The organism is Citrobacter sp. Cpo037 (genome assembly GCF_030332945.1).
Taxonomy (GTDB): Bacteria; Pseudomonadota; Gammaproteobacteria; order Enterobacterales; family Enterobacteriaceae; genus Citrobacter; species Citrobacter portucalensis.
This window is the reverse complement of the sequence record NZ_JAOWGW010000050.1, coordinates 1-18938: the sequence shown is the minus strand read 5'-3', so window position 1 is coordinate 18938 and position 18938 is coordinate 1. Positions and strand designations below refer to the sequence as shown.

General features: G+C 52.3%; 17 protein-coding genes. 4 read left to right on the top strand and 13 right to left on the bottom strand.

What is annotated here, in order from left to right:
• Nucleotides 1–5: 5 nt before the first annotated feature.
• The 6 genes from OGX94_RS08045 to OGX94_RS08020 all read right to left on the bottom strand — a co-directional run bounded on the left by OGX94_RS08045 (nucleotide 6) and on the right by OGX94_RS08020 (nucleotide 7114).
• Nucleotides 6–956: a carbamate kinase family protein gene (locus OGX94_RS08045; RefSeq protein WP_197385530.1), complete on the bottom strand. Its 951-nt coding sequence runs from the start codon at nucleotides 954–956 to the stop codon at nucleotides 6–8.
• A 26-nt stretch (nucleotides 957–982) separates the two neighbouring features.
• A complete protein-coding gene (locus OGX94_RS08040) occupies nucleotides 983–2533 on the bottom strand; it encodes a hypothetical protein (RefSeq protein ID WP_003825560.1) in 1551 nt (516 codons plus the stop codon).
• Nucleotides 2534–2650: 117 nt separating this feature from the next.
• Complete coding sequence (locus OGX94_RS08035) at nucleotides 2651–4069, bottom strand: YlbE family protein (RefSeq protein ID WP_257662067.1); 1419 nt, start codon at nucleotides 4067–4069, stop codon at nucleotides 2651–2653.
• Nucleotides 4069–5616 carry an acyl-CoA synthetase FdrA gene (gene fdrA, locus OGX94_RS08030; RefSeq protein WP_257662068.1) on the bottom strand — a complete coding sequence of 516 codons (1548 nt, stop codon included), beginning with the start codon at nucleotides 5614–5616 and terminating at the stop codon, nucleotides 4069–4071. The genes OGX94_RS08035 and fdrA overlap by 1 nt, the downstream gene beginning before the upstream one ends.
• Nucleotides 5594–6493, bottom strand: a complete 900-nt coding sequence (locus OGX94_RS08025) for an oxamate carbamoyltransferase subunit AllH family protein (protein ID WP_082190868.1) — start codon at nucleotides 6491–6493, stop codon at nucleotides 5594–5596. Before OGX94_RS08025 ends, fdrA begins: the two co-directional genes overlap by 23 nt.
• Nucleotides 6494–6508: 15 nt before the next feature.
• Nucleotides 6509–7114, bottom strand: coding sequence for an ankyrin repeat domain-containing protein (locus tag OGX94_RS08020; RefSeq protein WP_003825553.1), 606 nt, complete (start codon nucleotides 7112–7114; stop codon nucleotides 6509–6511).
• A 390-nt stretch (nucleotides 7115–7504) separates the two neighbouring features.
• Between OGX94_RS08020 and OGX94_RS08015 the strand changes: the two genes are divergently transcribed.
• Nucleotides 7505–8434 carry a LysR substrate-binding domain-containing protein gene (locus OGX94_RS08015; protein WP_003825551.1) on the top strand — a complete coding sequence of 310 codons (930 nt, stop codon included), beginning with the start codon at nucleotides 7505–7507 and terminating at the stop codon, nucleotides 8432–8434.
• 42 nt (nucleotides 8435–8476) lie between these two features.
• On the opposite strand, the gene OGX94_RS08010 is transcribed toward OGX94_RS08015, so the two are convergent.
• The 6 genes from OGX94_RS08010 to pgaA all read right to left on the bottom strand — a co-directional run bounded on the left by OGX94_RS08010 (nucleotide 8477) and on the right by pgaA (nucleotide 15401).
• Complete coding sequence (locus OGX94_RS08010) at nucleotides 8477–8749, bottom strand: GNAT family N-acetyltransferase (protein ID WP_003033869.1); 273 nt, start codon at nucleotides 8747–8749, stop codon at nucleotides 8477–8479.
• Nucleotides 8750–8760: 11 nt separating this feature from the next.
• Nucleotides 8761–8991 (bottom strand): 4Fe-4S mono-cluster protein YjdI, encoded by a 231-nt coding sequence (yjdI, locus tag OGX94_RS08005; protein ID WP_003825544.1) that lies wholly within the window; start codon nucleotides 8989–8991, stop codon nucleotides 8761–8763.
• Between the two features lie 82 nt (nucleotides 8992–9073).
• Nucleotides 9074–9580 carry a poly-beta-1,6-N-acetyl-D-glucosamine biosynthesis protein PgaD gene (gene pgaD, locus OGX94_RS08000; protein WP_257662069.1) on the bottom strand — a complete coding sequence of 169 codons (507 nt, stop codon included), beginning with the start codon at nucleotides 9578–9580 and terminating at the stop codon, nucleotides 9074–9076.
• Nucleotides 9577–10911, bottom strand: a complete 1335-nt coding sequence (pgaC, locus tag OGX94_RS07995; protein ID WP_257662070.1) for a poly-beta-1,6-N-acetyl-D-glucosamine synthase — start codon at nucleotides 10909–10911, stop codon at nucleotides 9577–9579. Before pgaC ends, pgaD begins: the two co-directional genes overlap by 4 nt.
• The gene (pgaB, locus tag OGX94_RS07990) at nucleotides 10908–12929 is read right to left on the bottom strand and encodes a poly-beta-1,6-N-acetyl-D-glucosamine N-deacetylase PgaB (RefSeq protein WP_003825535.1); all 2022 of its coding nucleotides are present in this window, start codon (nucleotides 12927–12929) and stop codon (nucleotides 10908–10910) included. Before pgaB ends, pgaC begins: the two co-directional genes overlap by 4 nt.
• Before the next feature lie 9 nt (nucleotides 12930–12938).
• Entirely contained in the window at nucleotides 12939–15401 is a 2463-nt protein-coding gene (gene pgaA / locus OGX94_RS07985; RefSeq protein WP_003825533.1) for a poly-beta-1,6 N-acetyl-D-glucosamine export porin PgaA, read from the bottom strand.
• A gap of 816 nt (nucleotides 15402–16217) precedes the next feature.
• On the opposite strand from pgaA, the gene OGX94_RS07980 reads away from it, so the two are divergent.
• From OGX94_RS07980 to OGX94_RS07970, 3 genes are all read left to right on the top strand, one after another.
• Complete coding sequence (locus tag OGX94_RS07980) at nucleotides 16218–16754, top strand: GNAT family N-acetyltransferase (RefSeq protein WP_257662071.1); 537 nt, start codon at nucleotides 16218–16220, stop codon at nucleotides 16752–16754.
• A gap of 138 nt (nucleotides 16755–16892) precedes the next feature.
• A complete protein-coding gene (locus OGX94_RS07975) occupies nucleotides 16893–18107 on the top strand; it encodes a site-specific integrase (protein ID WP_161623270.1) in 1215 nt (404 codons plus the stop codon).
• Nucleotides 18108–18134: 27 nt separating this feature from the next.
• A complete protein-coding gene (locus tag OGX94_RS07970) occupies nucleotides 18135–18521 on the top strand; it encodes a hypothetical protein (RefSeq protein ID WP_161623269.1) in 387 nt (128 codons plus the stop codon).
• A gap of 176 nt (nucleotides 18522–18697) precedes the next feature.
• Here OGX94_RS07970 and OGX94_RS07965 read toward each other — a convergent pair.
• Nucleotides 18698–18938, bottom strand: a 241-nt coding sequence (locus OGX94_RS07965; protein WP_031493805.1) for an IS5/IS1182 family transposase, incomplete at its 5' end; no start/stop codon positions are given.

Here is an 18938-nt window from a genome sequence, read left to right as displayed (position 1 = left end):
TCCTCTCAGGAATGGACAATATGGGTGCCCGTTTCGCCGCGCAGTGCGGCAGGCAGGCATTCCGGCGTGGTGATGATTACTCGTTTACCGCCACGCTCCAGAAACGCCAGGCTGGCAACGATCTTGGGTAACATGCTGCCAGGCGGGAAATGTCCCTCCTGCATGTAACGGGTCATCGTTGCAACATCCACCGTACCCAGCGCCTGCTGGTTGGGTTTGCCAAAATGGATACAAACCTGCTCGACGCCGGTGGTGATCACCAGAATGTCGGCGCGGATCTCCTGTGCCAGCAGCGCCGTGGAGAGATCTTTATCAATCACCGCGTCCACGCTCTGGTAATCCCCTTGCTCGCTACGCACCACCGGGATCCCGCCGCCGCCCGCGCCAATCACCACAAAGCCTTGCTGGGTCAGCGTTTTGATCGCCTCCGCCTCGACAATGCGCTTCGGTTGTGGAGAGGCGACTACCCGACGGTAGCCGCGCCCCGAATCCTCAACAAAGCGCCAGCCCGGATTGACCCGCTGCAGTTCATCACGCTGCGCTTCGCTAAAAAACGCCCCAATGGGCTTGGTCGGATTAGCGAAGCCCGGATCGTTTTTGTCGACCTCCACTTGCGTTACTACCGTAACTGCCTTCTGCTCACCGCGCCGCGCCAGGCGGTTATTCAGCGCCTGTTGGATCAGATAACCGATACCGCCCTGCGTATCGGCAACGCAGTTTGCCAGCGGGGTAAGCGGCAGCCCTTCACGCTCGTGCGCGATTTCCGCACGCCGCAGATCCAGCCCTACCTGTGGCCCGTTACCGTGCGTCAGCACAATGTTGTAGTCCGATGCCAGCATCTCCAGCACCGTATCCGCTACCGCTTTCACCGCTTCAGCCTGGTGTTCAATCGACTGGCTGGCGTTATCTTTGATAATGCTGTTGCCGCCAATGGCAACGACCACAAGTTCTTTCATAGTGTTATCTTCCGCTTGCAGGCAATTCAGGTCGTTTTCGTCGGTTCCTGCTCAGGCGCAGTCACCGCTTCACGGCTATCAAGAACATGCTTGAGGACAAACATGCCGCTCATCATCAGGTAGGCCACAACAAACATCATCGAGCTGCCTTCCGCAAAGCCAACCGCAGGGGAGTGAATCACGCCAAACAGCGATAACAGCGCGCCAAAGGCTGCGGCAATCGCGCCGCGCAGCGGCTTGTTCATAATGGCGAAGATAGCGACGCAGCCCCACAGCATGCTGGCCAGCGGTGCGCCGCTTCCCAGATGCACCAGTCCGTCGTAATAGACACCTTTGCTGTGCAGCAAGTCGCTACCCAGTTTCCCCGCGGATGTTCCGGCAGCGCCCATCACGCTGTTGACGATGGTCAATGCCCAGTTGGCAATCCACGGGAAAAGACAGATGAAGATGACGGGAACCTCGACTTTAGGCGTTTCTCGCACCACCTGGTTGGCGGTCACCACGCCGATAAACACCAGAATCGGCACTATCGCGGTCATCGGAATAATGGCGAGCATAAACGCCCCCAGCCCAAACAGCGGCACCAGGAACATGGTGATGCCTGAAGCGAGGGTATAGCCGATGCTGGCGCCCATCGCTTTCCAGCCCGCATGCCCAACATATACGGTCACCGGGAACGGGTTACCCAGCATGCAGCCGAGCATGGAAGCAAAGCCGTTCGCCATCATGACCTTACGGGTGTTGTACTCATCGCCCGCCGCGTGCGCACTTTCAATGTTCTCAAGGTCAAAAATATAGTTCGCCAGGCCCAAAGGAACTGCAGAAGCCAGATACGGTAGTGCGTGCGGTAAACCTTGCAGGAAGCTGTCGACATGAATTTCCGGCGGGTTGAAGCCAAAGGAAGACATCGACGCTTTAATGGCTTCCGGGCTTTGTAAACCGGAGATCCATGCCAGGGCCGTACCGGCAATCAGCAGCAGCAAACCGGTAGGAATACGAGCAAAAATCGGCTTCTTACCGAACCAGTTAATGAAGATCAGCAACAGGACGATGAAAGAGACGGTCGGCGCTTCGAATGCCTGCAGCATCGGGTTCATCGCCAGCAGCAACAGCCCCAGGCCGGACAGACAAGAAAGCAGTACCGTACGTGGGATCATCTTGCGGATGGTCTCGCCCAGGAAGGAGCCACCGACCAGGATCAACGCTTCGACAAAGCACCACACCAGGGCTATCTGGATAGCGAAGTTGGCATCTTTGGTTTGCTGATAAACCGGCATCAGCACTAGGAAGGTCACGGTGAAGATTGACGGTGCACTTGGTCCGGACGGCAGCGCCGTTACGTCGTTACGCCCGGTGTGCTTTGCCATCTGCAGGCCAAACCAGGCGTAGCAGACGCTGGCCACCAGCACCGCCAGACCAAAGGCAGGCGCAATGCGACCATAGACAATTTCGGTAGGGATCCCGACGACAAAAATGAGTAGTCCCATCATTGTCAGCAGGTTAGTCAGGTTGTTGGTCATCAGCCCAAAGTAAGCCGCCCAGTCACCACGTTTCCATTCTAGTTTTATGCTGTTCATGGAATATCCTTAACAGGTTAAGCATCGTTTGCGATCGCGGAGATCGCCCAGCCCTGCAGGTAAGCAACGTTTTTCGCTTCGCTACTGTGGGGCTAACCGCGTTAGCCCCGGTTATTGTTATTGGCAGTAGCGGTCGCGCCAGTTGAGGATCGCCTTTTCAAAACAGGCGAACGGCGGGTGAACTATTCCGGCGCCGATCATGCCGATCCCCGCGTCTTTGTGCGCAATAGCGGTGTTGATCACCGGCAGAATGCCAGTGCTGCCTACGCGCGTAATATCGATAGCGGTCGGTACGCCCATAAAACCAAGCAGCGGAATGGTGACGTTGGGGTTTTCGCCGAGAGTGATTTCACGCATCTGGCGCGAGAAATCAACGGCCTCTTCGACCGTACCGCCCACCAGCGCTACGATGGCCGGTGCCGTCGCCATAGCGAAACCGCCAATGCCGTAGGTTTCGGTGATCGCGCTATCGCCGATATCACGTCCGGAATCTTCCGGCTTATAGCCCGCAAACATCGGCCCAATCACCTGCTGCGCCGGACCGGTAAACCACTGGCCCGGTAAACCGCTAATACGCAGACCGAACTCAACGCCGTTGCGCGCCATCGTCGTCACCACGGTGCTGTATTCAATACCGTGCGCAGCGTCCATTGCGGCTTTACACATCGCCATCCAGGTCGGTCCGGAGAAGTAATCACTACTAAGGACGAACTCGAACACCTCACGTTGCTGCTCAACCGGATAACCGGTCTGAATAATCCACGGCGTCAGCGCCTGAATCAGCAGCGCCGTCCCGGCGTTGTTGCGGTTATGGCACTCATCACCCATGTGCAGCGCCTGCGCCAGCATCAGGCGCAGATCGATTTCGCCCGCCAGCTTCATAGCATCGCGCAGCATCGGTCCCAGCACATCGCGCATCCAGTGCAAACGATCGATAACGCTCTGATCGTTCGCGCCCATGCGCAGGATCTTCGCCATCTGCTCGCTCATATTGGTATATGCGCGGTTGCCATAGGTTTTGTTCTCGACGATGTGCATAAACATCGATGCCGATGTCACGCCCGCCATCGAGCCGACACAGTCATGCTCGTGGCACGGAGAGAAGATGATTTCACCCGAGGCGGCCAGTTCCGCGGCTTCATCCAGATCTTTCGCCAGCCCTTCAAAGACCAGCGCCCCGGTTACCGCCCCCTTCATTGCGCCGCACATTTTTTCCCAGCGGATTGGCGGCCCGGCGTGCAGGATGGTGTTACGGGTCATGCCCGGCACGACGTTGATCGCCTGCTCATAGCCAATCAGCACCGGATGCGACTGGATAATACGTTCCAGCGCCTGCTGGTTAGCGGCCGCGATTTTGTCTGCCAGCGGCGAATCGGCAATGTCGTCCAGCGCGGCCACGACCTGCATGTTGCCCTGCCCCGGCGGCGTCCAGTCGAGCTGGGTCACCGGTATGTTCTGCTTTTTCAGGTCATCGCTGAACATTGCGATGCCAACGTTAATCACGTTCAGCGGCTGGTTAAACAGTGTCTGGCTCATCAGGCTTCCTCCCCTTTACAGATAAATTCACGCGCCAGCAATCCGGTGTTGGTGCTACTGCTCGCCCAGATAACCCCGGCGTCGGTCAGCATCTGACACTGTTTTTCCAGCGACGGCGTATCAAGATCGGTTCCCAGCACATAGCCGAGGATCTCAAGCGGACGACCGTCTGCGGCGGCGATCGCTTTGGCTTCAACGATCGCATCGAGCATCACGCCAACCGGATCTTCATGTGATCCAAATCCAAGGACGAAGTCCATCACGATCACGCCAACTTCAGGATCGCGCGCTTCCTGCAACAGACGACTAATGCGGTTGGTGGGATCGATCATCGGGTGCGGTTTGCCATTGGTAAAATCGTCATCACCGAAATCCAGGAAGGTATGCGCCACGCTGCGGTTGAGATCTTTCAGGCGGAACGCCGGATCCGGATGAATGTTGCTGTAAACTTCGGCATGTTTTTCCATGGCAGCAAACATCGCCTCATCGCACAACGTGCCGCCACAGAACAAGCCACGGATGTACTTTTGCTGTGGAGTCAGACGGGCGCGAACCTCTTCAATCAGCGGCCAGTTGAGCGGATGCAGATCCAGACTCTCTTTTTTCACGCCGGTCAGCAGTACCGCTTTCAACGCCGCCTCTTTAGTACCGCGGGCAAACTGCAGGCCTTTTTCATCCGCAGGCGCGGCTTCACGTCCGAGGAAACACACCACCACGGGCTTATGACAGGCGCGTGCACGTTCCAGCACCTTGTGCGCCACCGCTGGCGCAGGCGGTTTGGAGATAAGTGCGATGATCTCAGTTTGCGGATCGGCCTCCAGCATGCCAATCGCGTCAAGCATCATCAGGCCGCCAATATTTTCACTCAGATCGCGTCCACCTGTGCCAATTAGCTGGGAAATCCCGCCGCCAAATTCGTGAATGCGTACGCTCAGCTCCTGGCTGCCGGTACCGGAGGCACCAATAATTCCGATGTTGCCGCGACGCACCGCGTTGCCAAAACACAGCGCCGCACCGTTAATGATGGCGGTTCCGCAATCGGGCCCCATCATTAACAGCCCTTTTTCATGCGCCAGCTGCTTAAGCGCCAGCTCGTCCTCAAGAGAGACGTTGTCAGAGAACAGCATCACATTGAGGTTATTTTGCAGCGCCTGACGCGCTTCACGCGCGGCAAACAGGCCATTGACCGAGATCACCGCCAGATTGCTGTCGGGAACATGCTTCTTCGCGCTGGCAAGCGTGGCATAGTGCGCTTCATGCTGGCCACCCTGCTCTTTATGCGTAAACAGATCGTCGATCGCCACCAGCGTCTGGTCGTTCGCCGCCTCGCTGGCACCTTTAATGACAATCATCAGATCGCCACTTTTCGCCTCTTCCAGCTCAGGCGTCAGCAGGCCGAGATTCTTCAGCACGCCCTTATTCATTTCTGTCGCCATAGCCACGAATGCCTGCTCAACGCCATCGAGCTTATTTGCGCGCGTAGAGATAGACATCAGTGAGACAGAATCAAAATACGTGTTCTTTTTAACAACTATCCTGATCGACATAATTCCCTCCGGACCTGTGGCTCAGGGCGCAGGCATCCGCCATGCCATACAGCATGTCGCAGCCAGAACTTGAGCCGATATTTTTAATGTCAGTAATATATTGCGTAGAAACGGGTTGTTGCTCAGTAATAAATTGGTTCAGCAGCCGTCCGATGCTTTCCCGATAACGCTGATTAAATGCTTCCTCTAGCGTTATTTTGCTGAGTAGCGTTGTATTATTTCCGGCACGTTGTAATGCTGCTAAAAAATCGTCTCGATATTTCCTCAGCGGATGTCCGGGAATAAATAAAATGGTGCTTAAACCTACTAAATAATCATCCGATGAGGGCGTCAGCCCTATCCCCAAACCAATTAAATGGCTGACCGCCGTAGTAATATTTTCTCCTGTACGCAACGCCGTCAGTAATGTTTGTCGGCGGTTGAGTAATTGACGGGTGATTTCCTGATAAAACGGATTGTCACCCCGGTACAGAAATAATGTGTCGTCGCTTTTTAGCTGTTGGCGGATAACCTCTTCCCAATGCTGCCAGCCGACTGCGGCAAGGCTTGCTGCATCAGATGTCCACCGTGGTATTCGCCACAGCAGGCAACCTGCGGTTTCTATCCATTTATCATTGCCAACAACTATTCCCGACCCGCTAAAACTGACCCGCTCCCCGGGGTGAAACAGGTCTTCACAATGCGTCAGCGCCACCCGACAGCTGTTAGGTGCGTTATCACAATCTTCACTCAGTAACGTCAACATCCGCTGCTGTTCGGGTATCAACAGGTTTACCGCGTGGGAAAAAACCTGTTCAACCCGTCCCGTTCCCCGGAAAGTGAGAAACGCGCCGTCTGCGGTTAGCGCCCGTACGCATCGCCGTAATGGCGTAGCGATAATGGCGCTCCTGTGTCAGGCTCCGGCCGCAATCAGCAGCTCGGCAATTTCGTGGTACCCTTTCTCTCGCGCCAGTTCCAGCGGGGTTTTACCGTATTTATCCGTCATGTGCGGGTTTGCGCCATGGTCGAGCAGCAGCTTAACGATCTCCTGCTGCTTCGCACCACCGTCATTCAGCACGATGGCTTCCAGGAGCGGCGTCCAGCCAACAAAATTAGTATGGTTGACATTGATATCGGTACGCAGCAGCAGCTCACGCACGATCTCGACATGGCCTTTTTCGCTGGCTGGCGTAATACCGACGCCGCCAAAACGGCTCAGGCAATTGAGGTCGGGGTTAGCTGGTAATACCGTACGCAACAGCGTTAAATCATTCGTCAGGCAGCTAATCAGGAAGGGGTTAAAACAAGTTTGATCTTGTTTATTAATATCGGCACCCGCAGCAATCAATAAAGAAACACAGTCATAATGTTTATTCAGGCTGGCAATAATAATGGCAGTTCGCCCCTGGCGGTTGGTGGCGTTAATATCCACATTTTTTGCCAGACAGGATTTTAATCCATCGACATTGCCCTGTTCTGCCGCCAGCAGAAATTCAGTAATGAGTTCTTTCTCTGACATAATCGCTCTCCTGCAGTTTTTTAGACTTTTTAAATATCCGATAACCTGAGAATAGCAACAGAGTGCAGAGAATAACATCCGCTTAAATTTCATTCATCGTTAGCGCATCGATTATTGAATCAATTTTAACAATGAGGACAAAACGTGCTGTAGTGCAATCTTTCCCTTATGGCTGTGGCCCTTTTAGCCACTAATCAGTAGTCCGGGAAATCAGGCGGTATGCTGCACGGATAGCGGCCTGCAATTAAAATACAGAAGTGTGATTGCCTTCAAACCAAATGTAAAACTAGTGTTAAATTCTGTTCAAAACTGATTGCTCTGTATAAGGATTACAAATACATTCAACAATCATCGTGTTGCGGATGCGCATTGTTGCCGGAGGGGAGAAAGATGAATTCAATATTTACCGAGGAAAACCTACTGGCATTTACGATGGCTGCCCGCTATAGCAGTTTCAGCAAGGCGGCGGAGGAGCTTGGCTTAACCACATCGGCAATTAGTTACACCATCAAGCGCATGGAAATGGGTCTCGACGTGGTGCTGTTTACCCGCAGTACTCGCAGCATTGAGCTGACCGAGTCCGGGCGTTACCTGTTTCGCAAGGCGACCGACCTGCTCAACGATTTCCACGCCATCAAGCGCAGCATTGATACCATCGCTCAGGGAATTGAGGCTCGGGTGCGCATCTGCATTAACCAGCTATTGTATACCCCTCAACATACGGCGCGGCTGCTGCAGGTACTCAAGAAACAGTTTCCAACCTGCCAGATAACCGTCACTACAGAGGTGTATAACGGCGTCTGGGATTCGATCATCAATAACCTGGCCAATATCGCCATTGGCGCGCCCGATACATTACTGGACGGTGGCGGAATTGATTACACCGAGATCGGCGCGATCCGTTGGTCATTTGCGATTGCCCCGGATCATCCGCTGGCGTTTATGCCTGAACCCATCTCTGAGAGCCAACTGCGCCTGTACCCGAACATCATGGTGGAAGACACCGCACACACCATCAACAAGAAGGTTGGTTGGCTGTTACACGGTCAAGAGTCGATTCTGGTTCCCGATTTTAATACCAAGTGCCAGTGCCAGATCCTGGGGGAGGGAATCGGTTTTCTGCCAGACTATATGGTGCGCGAGGCGATGGAAAAGTCGTTGCTGGTGACACGGCAGATCCACAACCCACGTCAGGATTCACGAATGCTTTTGGCAACCCAGCATTCGGCAACCGGTCGTGTCACTCAGTGGATTAAAAAAGAGTTTGGCCCACAAGGGATACTGACGGGGATTTATCAGGATTTACTGCATCGGGCGTGATGCACCGGATGGCTGTTATACCTTCCAGTGCATATAAGATAATCAGGCGCGGATATCGTCGTACTCGCGGGTTTTATCAAATTCATGTTTGGCAAACGGGCACAGCGGAATAACTTTGCGGTTTTCAGCGCGCATCTTCTCTACGACTTTCGCCACCAGCTGTTTGCCGACGCCCTGACCTTTCAGGCTGGGATCGACATCGGTATGTTCAATGATGCTCAGATGCTCGCCCGTCGGCACGAAAACAATCTCGGCAACCTGGTTGCCCTCAGCATCATTGACATAAAACTTGTTATGGCCTGCAAGAATTTCCATGCTTCCCTCACTCATTTTTGGCGATATTTCAGCGCACCGCTCGGACAGGTATCGATGACCTTGATGACCGTGGCAACGTCCACTTCATCCGGAATAATCCACGGTTTACGTTTCAGGTTAAACAGCTTCGCGCTTCCCCGCACGCAATTGCCCGAATGCTGACACATCGCCGTGTTGAAGTAGACGTCAATCTTCTCGCCGGTATAGGCCCGGTAACCTGCATCCAGTAGTTCCTTATCCACGACATTACCTCGCATTTTTTTATTGTCTGGGTCTAATCATAGACCTATGCGAGGCTGAAGGAAGTGGCTGAAAGCAGAAATATCATTCAGGCTTTTTCTGTATCGACGGCTGCGGCTCTGGCGACAAATACTCCAGCATCGCAGGCGTCGGCGGCGGGAGGCGGTTATCGGCAATATCCCTGTCCACATCGATATGACTGATTTCGCCATTCTCATGATGGTGGACCGTCAGCACCCTCGCCTTGTTCAGTTCCGTAACTAGCTCCCGGGTAATACGCAAACTTTCTGCCAGCTCATGGTCTTCAAGCCCGGGTCTGCGACTGCGGCGTTCGACCCGAAAACGAAACTGGTTGTACTTCGCCCAGCCAATCAGCACCAGGCCGTTGACCAGGGCGACAAGGATATAAAACGTGACCGTATCCAGCGTGGTGAAAAAGGGTCGCACCCCCATATACGGTGAATGCGCCAGGGCTGTGATCAGCCCTTTATAGATCAAATAGATAAATCCGACCCATGCGATGGCCGTCAACAACACATCGATGATGCGCGGCAGCAAACGCCGCTCCGTGAAGATCAGTGGCTGGTTCATGATTCGATCCTCCCAATACCGCGGTCAGGACTCACCCAACGCGCTCTGCCACGTTTGCGTTTGAGCATCACTTTCGGGAACGCGACCAGTGTGGTGAACAGGCTTAGCATCCAGTACACCACCGGGAACCAGATAATCCAGAACAACGAGGCGCCAATGCCTTTTTCATAGCGTCGTTCAATCATCAGGCTCACCGCAAACTGCAGCAAGCACACCACGCCGAGGATAAGTCCGGTAAAGGCTGGCGGGAACAGATGCTGTACATACAGCGAGTCCGGCATCGGGATCATCAGCCCTAACAGGAACAGCACGATACTGATCGCATAGGCAAACGACCAGGCGGTAGAAAAACAGAACTCAAGAAACAGCGGCCACATGCGGCGGAACTCCCACGACCACAGGCGACGCATGTTAACGATAAACACCTCTGCACCACCCTGCGCCCAGCGCAAACGCTGCTTCCATAGCCCTCTTAACGTTTCAGGCATCAGGATCCAGCACAGAGCGCGCGGCTCAAAGAATACCGACCAGTGGCGCAATTGCAGCTTCCAGCTGATATCGATATCTTCGGTGATCATGTCCGGGCTCCAGTAACCGACCTCGGCCAACGCGCGACGACGAAACGCCGCAACTACGCCGGAAACGGTAAAGATCTGCCCATAAACTCGCTGAGTACGCTTAATTAAGCCGATAATGGAAGAGAACTCACCGACCTGCACACGACCGATTAACGTAGAGCGGGTTCGAATACGCGGGTTCCCCGTCACCGCACCAACGCGCGGGAACTGGATCAGCGGAGCCACAATATAGGCAACGGCATCACGATCCAGTAACGCATCGCCATCAATACACACCAGGTAATCACTGCGCGCCGCGGCCGCACCGGTCTTGAGCGCCAGCGCTTTACCCTGGTTTTCAGCCAGATGAATCACCCGTAGGCTGGGGTATTCCACTGCCAGTTGTTCCAGCACGTCGTGAGTGTCATCCGTCGAACCATCGTTGATGGCGATCACTTCGATATTCTTATATCGCTGTGCCAGTGCTGCCTCAATGGTTTCACGCGCGTTGATCCCTTCGTTAAAACAGGGGATCAGAATGGAAACCAGTGGATTCCCCGGCAGAGTTGGTGGTGGCGTGTCATCTCCCCATTTCCAGTGACGTTCACGGTAAAACCAGAAATAGACCCCGCCGCTTATCCACAAAGCAGACATGAACAAAGGCCAGAAGAAGACGAAGTTCAACATCACTTCACCTGTAAAGATGACAGCCACGCCAAACGGCAGGCTGAACATCAGGCAAAGTATCAGGAAAGCAATAATGCGATCGGTCATTTTTGCGGATACCAGTATGAGGAGAACGTCGAGCGAATCTCTGACATCTCAGGTTTGTCGCTGATGAAATCATCCGGGTAATAGCCGTAGTTACCTGCACCGCTTAATTTCAGCTGGCGCATCCATTCGGCTATTTGTTTTCCGCTGATTTCAGCCTGATCCCCGGATTTACGCCAGTCTCGTGCCTGCAGTTCAAACACGGTTTTATCCAGCGCCCCAGGGGTTTGTGCAACGGCATTCACCAGTCGGTCAAGCCATGCGTTGGCATCATTGGCCGGGATTTGTTCCATGAATGGCATCGCCATCGGCGCCGTCCAGTCATAGGTATTGAGGAAATCATTCAGGTTTTGTGCAAACCAGGCTTCACTTTCAGGCTCCAGTACCGGCATGGCGTAAATATTGCGCGCAGTTTGCACCTGTGGACCGCGAATATTACGCACCGTCCGGGTCAGTTGTTTGGTGAAGTCAATAAGCATCTTACTTTTCAGGCGAGTCCAGCGCTCGAACGCCTGAGGATTATTACGTATTTGCTCGATACTGCCTGGAAGCCCTGCGGCACGGTAGGCGGCTAACGCCTCCGGTGACGCATCTTCAAAATCCGTCAGGAAAGCATCGTCATGGAACAAAATACCTTTGAAGCTGGCGTGCTTCGCCAGGTCTTCATAGATTTCAGTGATGCGTTTGCGCGCTTCGCTGTCCCAGGGCGAGAGACGAACATAGTTTTCGTGATTGATAGCAGTGCGTCCCGTTTTCGGATCCCATGCGGTTACGCGTGGAATGGACGCGTCGAGATCGAAAGCCAGAACCGGCATCCAGGCATACACCGTCACCCCAGCCCGCGTTTGTAACTGCCAGGAGATATAGTTAAAGAGATCGGCACGCATCGGCAGCCAGCGGTTGGGGAAATAGACCTCGCGAATATTCCCGTCGCCCTGCGGATCGGCGTACGCCTGCAGGAAGACATGAGAAATACGCATGTCATAAACGCGCTGGATCAGCTTATCGATATTTCGCTTCTGCTGAGCAGGGTCTTTGTCATACACGTAATCCAGATCGACATGCATCACGCGCATCGTCTGTGGTTCACGGACCTGAGCGACCTGACTGGCAAAGCGCTTAAGGGATGGGTTATCAGAGATCAGCACGCGCGGAATATCGTCGAGAAACGCGGCATTCGCCAACCCCTCATTAAGCGTAAAGGCCATCTTATAGCCATGCTCTTTGGCCAGGTTTAACGTTGTACCGTTGGCTGCGCCGTAAGGCCATACCCACGCACGCGGCGATTTTCCGGTCACCGCTTTGATCTTGTTAGTGATCAGAGAGATATCCGTGTTAATACGTCGTGTGTACTGTTCGTCCGTTTCGTAAGTGCCAGTTTTCTTATCATACAGGCGGTTCGCCACAGCGGGCTCTTTACTCCCCTGCGGGTTGGCCTCAGCGCCAAAGTGCGAGTTCCAGGTGTGCGCACCGACTTCCACCAACGGCGATTTCCCCATTTCTTCGACCATTTTCCAGGTGGCGAATTTGTCTCGCGCGGTCATTAAGCCACCAAAATCGACTTTTTTGTTGGCTGGCGCATCAACCCAACTGCCTACTGGCGCCCAGAGCGCAGGCCAGTTGTAGGCTTTCAGCAATGGCCAGACGCGGGTATAAAAACTGCTATACCCGTCGTCAAAGGTGAGTAATACCGCTTTTTCCGGCAGTACAATTTTACCGTCATGGGCGTCCAGAATTTGCTGCACGCTGATCGGCTGATAGCCATTATCACGCAGCCAGGCCATTTGGTCGCTCAACGCGCTGGTACGCACAGAGAGGTAGCGCTGGTCGGCTGCACCATCCTCCACATCATGGTAGCCGAGCACCAGAAAGCTATTTTTCGGCCACGGATGATCCGCCGTCAGCGGTGTTCTCTCCCCGGGAGGAACATAGCGAGGCGTTGTATTGTGCGCGCTGCTGCACGCGGTAATCATCAACCAGCCAGCGATTAATGCGCTAAGCCACAGGCATCTTTTCAGCATGAACAATCCTTAAAACCTGACATTTAAATCGAAAGCGAGGGAGATATTCCGCTCACGTTTACCGTCATAGGGGCGTTTATCCCAAATCAGCATCACCCCGCCGTCTACGACGTTGTTCCATTTAAGCCGTTGCCCGTATCCCACCTGGACGATAGCGCCTGCATCTTCACCTTGCTGCCAGTAGCCACCTACGCCAGCCAGACCTTGCTGCGTCCAGACGGTATCATAGTGGCGATAAAGAACCTGCTCTGCGCTCAGGCCAGGGACAACCGAAAAATCACTCTTCGGGTTGTAATACGGCACATTTTCTTTGGTGTTGGTGCTCCCGCCAATGCCCGGCGTAAAGTCCAGCGTGAAGCGTGGCGTGGTCCACATGCGCTCTTTTCCGCTGAGTCCGTATTCGATGCGATCGTTACCGTCCGAGAAATGTGATGCGGCAAACGACAGTTGATATTCACGTCGTTCGTTTTGATACCAGCGAACAAACATATCGCCGCCGTTGGCATACACGCCACTACGCAGCGCGCGCAACGGGGTATTGCGAGAGAGGCGCTCGGCCGAACCACCAACGCGCCAGTTGTCATTGAAGTCATGCCAACCGGATAGACGCCCGCCAATCTTCTGCCCATCGCCATAATTTCGGCCAGACACTTCCATTTCCGCCCAGTAATCACGGGAAGTCCATTCTGCACCCGCCGCCAGATCGCGGCTGATGCCCTTCCCTTCCTCAAATTCACCGGTAGCGAAGTTGAATCCGGTAAACAGTCGCCAGTTGTCATTAATCGGCGGACTGTAAATAGCCGTGTTGATGTTGAAGTCATTCTTACCGCTGACCGGGCTATCGGACGAGATCCCCTGCGTTCCGCTAATACGCACTTCCGACATTTTGTGGACATCACGAATACGCGCGAGGCGCAGCGTCGCTTCATCATCCGGGCTACGGGCAATAACGTCATCCGTCAGTTCATCTGCCTGTTTCCACTCCTGAAGATCCAGTGCAACGTAAGCCTGCTGACGTTCCAGCTCCAGGTTGCTTGGCTCAATTACTTCCGCCAGCTTAAGCTCTTTCTCCGCCGCATGCGGCAATCCACGCGCTTCAAGCACAGAGGCATAAGATATGCGCAATCCCTGATTACCAGAGCCTGTTCGTGCCAGATGCTCTGCGAGCTTTTCTGCCTCTGGCAGTTCATTGGCAGCGATATGATATTGCGTCAGTAGCGACTGTCCGAGCAGCCAGTTATCGTTAGGCTGCGGCGTTGGCGAGCCATAGATACGCCGCAGATACGGACTCTCTTTGATCAAATCATCGACTTGTTTTTTGGCAGCATCGAAGTTTTCATTATCAATGTGCGCGTAGAACAGATCTTGTTGATCCTCAGGACTGAGCGGCGTCACCGGGATAGGTCCATTCGGGTAGAAGATGCTCGCCAGCATCGCTTCGGTTTTTTCCGGCTGACGTTCGCTTAACCATGCTGATGCCACCCAGCGTTTTGCATAGTTTGGTACTTCACCGCTTGCAGAAAGGGAGTCATACTCATCAATCACTTCGGCAGTACGCTTACGCACCAACAGGGCACCCATACGGTCAATTCTCGCCCGACGGACATCATTCTGCGCAGACGGCTCATCTTTCCAGGCCGCCAATAGTTGGTCATAACGGGCCAACGCTTTATCCGCTACGATAAAACGTTCTTCTTCATTACGTGCGGACGTATAAGAGGATCGGACCATTTCGGCCGCCGCATCAAGCTCAAGACGGCGCTTCACTGGATCAGCCGTGGGAACGACCTCCGCCATATTTAAAGCGGGTCCGGAAACGCGGTTCGCCGACAGCGCAGATAGCAGCGTGGATTTTGCATTTTTATTGCCTGGATCAACATCATCCGCCTGGCTGGCAACCAAAAGCGCATCCCAGTTTTTCCCCTGAGAATGATATACGTAGGCAAGTAGCGCGTCGGAATCTGCGCCCGGATGTGCCTGAGCCCATTTATTCGCTTCAGTAAGGGCTTGTTGGTTGTAGCGCGCATCCGCCAACGTCATTATCCAGCCGGTGCGTACATCCACGTTATCAGGCTCTTCCTGTAAAACGCTTTCCCACACCGCCAATGAATCATTCCAGTTTTTCTGGTTACGGTACGCACGTGCAGCGGCGACTTTGCCGCGCGCAGGCACATCCATCTGCCCACGATACCGCTGCCAGATTTCAATGGTAGTTTTATCGTTGTTCTCAACCCAACCAGAAACTTGCAGCCAGTCGGCAACCTGATTTGGCGTTAGCGCACTTTTCTTTCCCTGATCCTCAAGGTAGTGCAATAGCGGCGCACTATTACCACCTCGCGCTTCAATAACCAAAGCGTCATAATCTGATACTGCTGCTGAGATTTGCATAGGGAAAAGAACGCTTGCCGTAAATAAACAGCTTACAGACTTAAAACGTTTAATGAAGTTGGCATGTCGACGCATACTGAACATATCTGCCCTTATATCTTACATCAGAGTAAAAATAAGCGTTTTCAATAAGTTACGGTCAATCCCTGACAGTTGCCGACCATGTAAGATGCACTACCGCTTATTTCGTAATAGGGTTATGAAGCTATTAATTCTTTCGTCTTATTGACTACCTGTGCCTCGTCCTCTAATCGTTGGATAGGAGGCATAAACTTGTGAATTTTATCACTCTGCGTAGTTCGTGGCTACGTAATAAGAAAAGCCTTAGGCAAAAAAGCATTTTAGACTAGATTATCCTAATACTCTTGGGATTGAATTCTGGATTTAAACAAAGTTTGCCCGATGACGCCATGTGACGATGCTTACTATTGCTGGTTAGCATAGCCACACCGCGCAACTGTTTGCATGGTAACTATTTTGAGAGGTGAGCAGAGAAAAATCTGATAATAGGCACTCTGCTAACAACAAAATATAACTTAATTTTTAGGGCTCAAACAGGGCCAATGAAATTAAAATAAGGGTACAGACGCAAGAAGAATTAGATACAGTAACAATGCGTTGAAATCAAACAACTTTATTTATCATTTTTCGAAACCTACCATAATTGGTATTTGGAAAATCAATCAAATACGTGCGTGAATAATTGTGTATTACTTTACCTGTTAATATATTTACCAACCTTGCGTACTATTGACAATATCAACCACAATCAATTATTTCCCCTTACAATATGCAAGCCTATTTGCATTACAAGCAACTGATAGAAGCATAATTTTTTGCACTTACCTTCCCCTCAGTCTTTCAGGTAATCTGGGCAAAGACGCCAACAGGGACTGAACAATGAAAATCGTTAACGCAGAAGAAGAGCACATCCACGCCATACGCGATATCTACGCCCACCATGTTATTCACGGTACCGGCAGCTTTGAAACTGACCCGCCGGATGCACACGAGATGCTTGCTCGTCTGGAAAAAATCCGCAGCCTCGGGCTGCCGTGGGTCGTCGCGCTGCAGGAAGATAAGGTCATCGGGTATTGCTACCTCACCCGCTACCGTGAACGTTATGCCTACCGCTATACCCTCGAAGATTCGATTTACATTGACCCGACGGCACAGCGTCAGGGGGCGGGAAAAGCGTTGCTCCGCCATGTCATTGACTGGGCCGAAATGCACGGTTATCGGCAGTTGATCGCCATCGTCGGCGACAGCAATAATCAGGGATCGTTAAAAGTCCATCAACAGGCCGGATTTACGCAAATCGGCACGCTAAAGAACATTGGCTTTAAACATGGACTCTGGCTTGATACGGTATTGCTACAACGTAATCTGGGTGAAGGTAACGGCACGCTACCACCGGATTCCGGTGTCGCTATCTAACGTTTTTAAGGATTAACTACAGGGAGAGAATTTTGGAGCGGGCGAAGGGAATCGAACAAAAGTACTTTCTTGTATAGCCGAAAGTGCCGAACCCCATTGCTGGTGCGGTGAATATACATCACCACACGGGGTAGCGCTATGGGTAGCAGCAACAAGAACCAGTACCTGTACAAACATGAAACAGGCCTTTGGATGTTTCAAATATCAGTCCCTAGGCATATGCGCCACTTAACCGATGGACGAAAGCTATTTAAGAAAAGCACAGGGCAACGAGACGTTCTGAAAGCGAGAGTAGTTCGAGACCGCCTAGTTGTTGAGTGGAACCACGTAAAGGAAAAGCACGCAATTGATACCGGAGCGGTATTATTAAATCGCGCTATCCACGCTATACAACAACTAGGAGAATCATCGCAGGCGTTTTCAGGTCAAAGGGTCATGCTACAGGCTGTTACGAATGAGTACCTTGCCGAGTACAAACAATCTCGAAGCCCCAGCACAATAAGCAAACATGCCCTAGCCTCTCGTTTATTTCTCAAGTATCTAAACGTTGCTGATACCGAACTAACAGGCATCAGCCGCACCGAGGTAACGGGATTTATTCGAGCGCTCAAGCCTAAGAAATCCACGCAGACTATCCAGAATTATTTATCAGGATTAAACACGGTGTACGAGTACGCCCGCCGTTGCTACGACGATATACCAGCGGCCTCCCCATTTACCGGGCATAGACTAGAGGCCAAGCAAACAATAAAAAGCTATGAAGCATTCACCCCGGATGAAATAAATACCCTACTTAATAACGCCTCAGACGATCTACAGGACGTTATTTTAATCGGGCTTTACTCAGGTATGCGGTTAGATGAAATCGCCTCTCTACGGATCTCTGACGCCTCAGAAATCGAGGGTGTCATGTGCTTTAGCGTGAGAGCAGCTAAAACAAAAGCAGGCGTACGGGTTGTACCAATGCACCCAGCGTTACAAAGCGTCATCACCAGATGCAAACAATTGAACCAGCAAGGCGAGCTAGGCGAGTACCTGTTACCTCAGTCAAATTTGATAAAGCGACTCGATGGTAAAAGGGGGCCGTGGTACAGCCAGCAATTCACCCGCCTACGGGATAAGGTTTTACCCAATGCCACAGACAGACAATGCTTTCATAGTCTGCGCGGAATGTTCATTACTGCCTTAGACCGCGCTGGCGTACCGGAGGATAGGATTGCACAGATTGTCGGTCATGAAAGGGGCAAGACTGAATCATTCAAAACTTACAGCTCTGGTGCACTTCTATCAGAACTAGCCGATTATGTGTCACTGGTACAAGCGATTTACCATGTGGAAGCTCACCAAAGATGATCGATTAAACCGATCGATTAACGAGTATTGATCTATCAAACCAATTATCAATGCCTTCTCGCTACTGGCAGTATTGAGATCAAAAACCAATCTGCCCATGAAAAGGGAATCTGTATGAGAATATTTAGGCTGAGTATTTTAGTTTTTAGCGTGTTGTATGGCGCACCGCCTGTAAATGCCAACGATCTAGGTGCCGTAACAATCCGCTTTATAGATACTTTCGCTGTTTATCCCGCAGCAAAGAACCTGACCGAGGAGAACTCAAACGCCTGTGTCATAGAAACAACGGACGGGTTATCTGCTTATCCCGGCACTTGCTCAAAACACATAGGCCTATTTCTAAAAGTATGGGAAGCAGCGCATCCAAACATCCCGTACGCTGTCGAAGAAAATGGAATACGCTGGGGAGGATAAATTATTAATGCACAGTGGTTGCCGCCTAGGGAAGGTGCGAATAAGCAGGTCATTTCTTCCCAAGCTGACTCGCTGATTAAAATTTCGCGGATCTGGGCCGATTTTTTTCCCGCAAACACATCGAATCAGCCTATTTAGGCTATTTTTTCCACCATTTCTGGCGTTATTTCCGGTTTTTACTGAGATCTCTCCCACTGACGTATCATTTGGTCCACCCGAAACAGGTTGGCCAGGGTGAATAACATCGCCAGTTGGTTATCGTTTTTCAGCAGCCCCTTGTATCTGGCTTTCACGAAGCCGAACTGCCGCTTGATGATGCGAAACGGGTGCTCCACCCTGGCACGGATGCTGGCTTTCATGTATTCGATGTTGATGGCCGTTTTGTTCTTGCGCGGATGCTGCTTCAAGGTTTTTACC